Genomic DNA, 3926 nt, shown 5'->3' on the forward strand with positions numbered 1-3926 from the left:
GTACTGATGACGCTTGAATTGACCGCACAGGACCGGTCCATGCTCGACGGCGAGCAGGGTCCGTCCGCCGCGGCTGCCATGAAAATCCTGGCCGCGTTTTCCAATGCTGTCGGGGCGGGCGGCCTGCTCGACATTGCCGGTGCTCATATCGACGGCTGTCTCTACCACGGCAAGGCCGGTCTCGATTTCGTCGAGCGGCTGGTCGAAGGCGGTGGCCGTGTTCAGGTGCCGACGACGCTGAATGTCGGTTCGTTCGATCTCATCCATCCCGGCATGGTCAAGATGCCGGCCGCCGAAGAGGTGCCGGCGCGGCGGCTGATGAAGGCGCATCTGGAACTCGGCTGCCAGGCGACCTTCACTTGCGCACCTTACCAGACGCGGTTCAGGCCGGAGTTCGGCGAACAGATCGCCTGGGGCGAATCCAACGCCATCGTCTTTGCCAATTCGGTGATCGGCGCGCGCACCAATCGCTACGGCGATTTCATCGATCTGTGCTGCGCCATGACTGGGCGCGCGCCGGCCTGGGGTCTGCATCTGAGCGAGAACCGGCGCGGCCGGATCCTGTTTGAGCTGGATGTTCCGGACGGCGAGCCGAGCGACAGCCTTTTCGTCGGCGTCGGGCTATTCATTGGGCAAGCGAGCGGCGACCGCGTTCCGGTGATTGCCGGCCTGCCGCAGCCGCGCGATGAGGATCAGCTGAAGGCGCTGGGTGCGGCGGCTGCAACGACGGGTGCTGTGGCGCTGTTCCATGCGCTCGGCATCACGCCGGAAGCGATGACGCTCGATGAGGCGTTCCAGGGTCATGCGCCTGACGAGACGATCCGCATCAGCCGCGCCGATATCGACCATGCGCTGGCCAGGCTATCGAGCGTACGGGATGGCGCGCCGGTGGCGGCCGTGTCGCTCGGCACGCCGCATTTTTCGTATGAGGAGTGGATGCGCCTGTTGCCGTTGCTGCGCGAGGCAGCACCCGGAAGGCGCATCCCGATCTACGTCAACACGGGCCGTGCGACCCTGGCGCGACTGCAGGAGGAGGGCGCGCTGGCTGGGATGGAGGCGTTCGGTCTGGTCCCGGTCGCCGATACCTGCACCTATGTCACATCGATCCTGGAACGCCTCGACGGCGTGGTCATGACCAATTCCGGCAAATGGGCGCATTACGCGCCGGGCAATATCGGCGTGTCCGTCGCCTTCGCCGAGATGGAGGATTGCATCCGTTCCGCTGCCGTCGGGCATATCGTGCGGAGCGCCTCATGACGCGACCGGTGGAACGAACCGGCACCTTTCAGTTGGCCGGCGCGGCCGAGGGCCAGGCGTTGGTGTTTTGGCAAGCGCTCAGCTTTTGGGGTGGCATCGATGCCGAGACCGGCAACATAACGGACCATTCGCATCCCGGTCTCGGCCAGAATGTCGCTGGCAAGATCCTGGTCATGCCGAGTGGTCGCGGCTCGTCGTCGTCATCCTCGGTCCTCGCCGAGGCGATCCGCAGGGGTACGGCGCCGGCCGGTATTCTTCTGGAACGGCCGGACCCGATCCTGGCGGTGGGCGCCATCGTTGCCGAATTTCTCTATGACATTCGAATGCCGCTGGTGGTCTGCGATATTTCGAGCCTTGTCTCCGGTGATCAAATTGACATCGGCATCGGCAAAGACGGCGGGCCGATCATCAGAGTTCACCCCGCCATCAATCCAGCCGCGCCGCGCCGCCAGTAGGCTGCAGCCAGCGTTTGATCACGACCGAGGCCCAGCGTGTCGCGCCAATATTCGCGCACGATCTTGGCGGCAGCGGCTTCCGCCGCAAACCAGCCGAAGACCGAACCGTCCTGCGGCCACGCTACCGAGCGGACAGCCTCGGCCAGCCGTCTGTCCTCGCCCGCCGCCACGCCATCCCGTGTCAGCCAATGCACTTCGATCCGGGTGGCATTGGCGATCTTCTGCCGTTCACCGTCATTGGCGATCTCGACAAAGGCAACGCCTTTTGTCTCGATCGGCAGCGTCTCCAGCAGCCGCGCCAGCGCCGGCAGGCCGGTTTCATCGGCGCCCATGAGATACCACTGCGCCTGTCGTACCGGACGGCCGACCGGCCCCATGATGCCAACCTTCATGCCGGGCGCGGCCTGCATGGCCCAGGCGGAGCCGACGCTCTCGCCGGGATGGACGAGGAAGTCGACATCAATGATGCCCTTTTCCACGTCGAGCGCGCGGATGGTGTAGACGCGCGCCACCGGGCGCCAGTCATCGGCGGGCCAGACCGGCAAGCCATTGCCGCCCAGCACTGGCCACAGCGGATCGGGCACCTCCCTGGTCGGAACAGCATGCGGATATGCATGCCGCCGAATTTGGCGAAACGGCTGAGATCCTCGCCGGTCAGCTGGATGCGGCGCATATGCGGAGTGAGGTCGCGAATATCCGTCACCACCATCTCGCGGAACTGGGCGAGGCTGGTTTCGCCTGAGAGATCGCCGGTCCAGACGATCTCGGGGTTTTCGTCCCTGGCATAGACTTGCACCGCCGTGGCGAGCAGATCCTTGATGCGGGCCAACCCGTCGCGGTCGGCAGCATTGGCCCGCATCACCAGCCGTTCCATATCGAAAGAGGCCCCGCCGAAGGCGAAGCGGAAATCGATGCGCTTTCCGTCATGCGAAGCATCGGCCTCGAAGCTCTGCAGTCTGTCGCTGATGCTGTCCATGTAATCAGGCAGACGCCGCAGGTTGAGCCGCGCCTCGCAGACCAGTTCACGCGCCGATGCTTCGCTCATTGTCAGCCTCCGATCCTGCCGGTGAGAGCCACCTTGAAGGTGCGGCCCTTGCCCTGTTCGGTTGCCGCCGAGGTCGACCATGCGCTTTGCGGATCGGTGTAGGCGGTGTTGAAGATGTTATCGACGCCGAAATCTAGCTTGAGGTTGTCGTTGACGCGCCAGTTGGCAAAGACGTTGACCAGGTCGAAGGCATCATCGGCGACCGGCACGGCGTTGGGATTGGTGCGGCTGGTGCGGGTGATCTTGCCGACGCTGAGATATTGCGCGCCGACGGTGAGCTGGTCTTCCAGCATGCGGAAGCCGATCGTGGCCGAGAAGCGGTCGAGCGGTGTGTTGTTCAGCGCCTGGCCGGAATAGACGCCGCTGACGACCTTGGCGTCGATCAGCGCCCCGGCGAGGTTCACGAAGCCCCAGTTATAGTCGTAGACCATCTCGGCCTCGACGCCCTTCAGGCGCGCGTCGCCGATGTTGATCGCCGTGCGCGGAAGGACGGTCAGGTCGACGTCGATATAGTCCTCGACGTCGGTGTGGAAGACGTTGACCTTGGCGCGCAACCGGTCGCCCGCGGTCAGCAAATCGTCATATTTCACGTTGATGCCGGCCTCCCAGTTCTTCGCCGTCTCGGGCTGCAGCAGAAGATTGGGCCGGTATGTATCGCCGCCGCCATGCGCGCCGCCGCCACGGAAGACATCCTGCAGGCCCGGCGCCCGATAGCCTTCGGAATAGGTCCCATAGAGCTGGAAGCCATCGAATGGCGTGACGCCGACGGTGAGGCGCGGCGACCAGCGATCGCCGGAGATCGAGGCTTCCTGCGGCGACGGGATGCGCGTTTCGCCATCAAGCTGGTAGCCATCATAGCGCATGGCCGCGATCACCTGCAGCCACTCCTTGTAGTCACCTTGCCATTGCAGGAAGCTGCCATAACCCTGCTGCTCGCCGGCGCCGAAATGCGCCGCTTCCGAGGAGGCCTCGAGATAATAGTAGTCGAGACCGTAGGTCAGCGTGTGGGCCAGCCCCCAGGCGTCGAAGCGCGAGGAATTCTTCGCGTTGACGCCCGAGGTGGCGACATCATAAAAACGGAAATTGCCGACCCCTGAGGCGGGCGCGACCTGCGTCTGCTCGGCGCGGGTGCGGTTGTGGTAGGCATTGGCGCTGAAGTCGATCAGCGC

Annotated in this window: 4 protein-coding genes and 2 pseudogenes; 2 read left to right on the top strand and 4 right to left on the bottom strand. The window is 64.5% G+C overall.

From position 1 onward, the window contains the following. The first annotated feature begins 6 nt into the window (after positions 1-6). Positions 7-1257, top strand: coding sequence for an aconitase X (locus EN750_RS22520; protein WP_127397684.1), 1251 nt, complete (start codon positions 7-9; stop codon positions 1255-1257). Then, positions 1254-1712 (top strand): DUF126 domain-containing protein, encoded by a 459-nt coding sequence (locus EN750_RS22525; protein ID WP_127397682.1) that lies wholly within the window; start codon positions 1254-1256, stop codon positions 1710-1712. Before EN750_RS22520 ends, EN750_RS22525 begins: the two co-directional genes overlap by 4 nt. On the opposite strand, the gene EN750_RS40885 is transcribed toward EN750_RS22525, so the two are convergent. The 4 genes and pseudogenes from EN750_RS40885 to EN750_RS22535 all read right to left on the bottom strand — a co-directional run. Then, the gene (locus EN750_RS40885; RefSeq protein WP_245482771.1) at positions 1673-2104 is read right to left on the bottom strand and encodes a siderophore-interacting protein; all 432 of its coding nucleotides are present in this window, start codon (positions 2102-2104) and stop codon (positions 1673-1675) included. The genes EN750_RS22525 and EN750_RS40885 overlap by 40 nt on opposite strands. Positions 2105-2134: 30 nt before the next feature. Continuing rightward, positions 2135-2296: pseudogene (locus EN750_RS40890) on the bottom strand (siderophore-interacting protein); the annotation flags it as partial. 56 nt (positions 2297-2352) lie between these two features. Continuing rightward, a pseudogene (locus EN750_RS41700) lies at positions 2353-2838 on the bottom strand (hypothetical protein); the annotation flags it as partial. Then, positions 2760-3926, bottom strand: a 1167-nt coding sequence (locus tag EN750_RS22535) for a TonB-dependent receptor (protein WP_127397683.1), incomplete at its 5' end; no start/stop codon positions are given. The gene EN750_RS22535 and the pseudogene EN750_RS41700, both read right to left, overlap by 79 nt.

It is taken from the genome of Mesorhizobium sp. M7A.F.Ca.ET.027.03.2.1 (assembly GCF_003999175.1).
Taxonomy (GTDB): Bacteria; Pseudomonadota; Alphaproteobacteria; order Rhizobiales; family Rhizobiaceae; genus Mesorhizobium.

Excerpts from the sequence above, each read along its gene's own strand:
- EN750_RS40885 (WP_245482771.1), bottom strand. The coding sequence starts at position 2,104 with ATGAAGGTTGGCATCATGGGGCCGGTCGGCCGTCCGGTACGACAGGCG.
- EN750_RS22525 (WP_127397682.1), top strand. The coding sequence starts at position 1,254 with ATGACGCGACCGGTGGAACGAACCGGCACCTTTCAGTTGGCCGGCGCG.
- EN750_RS22520 (WP_127397684.1), top strand. The coding sequence starts at position 7 with ATGACGCTTGAATTGACCGCACAGGACCGGTCCATGCTCGACGGCGAG.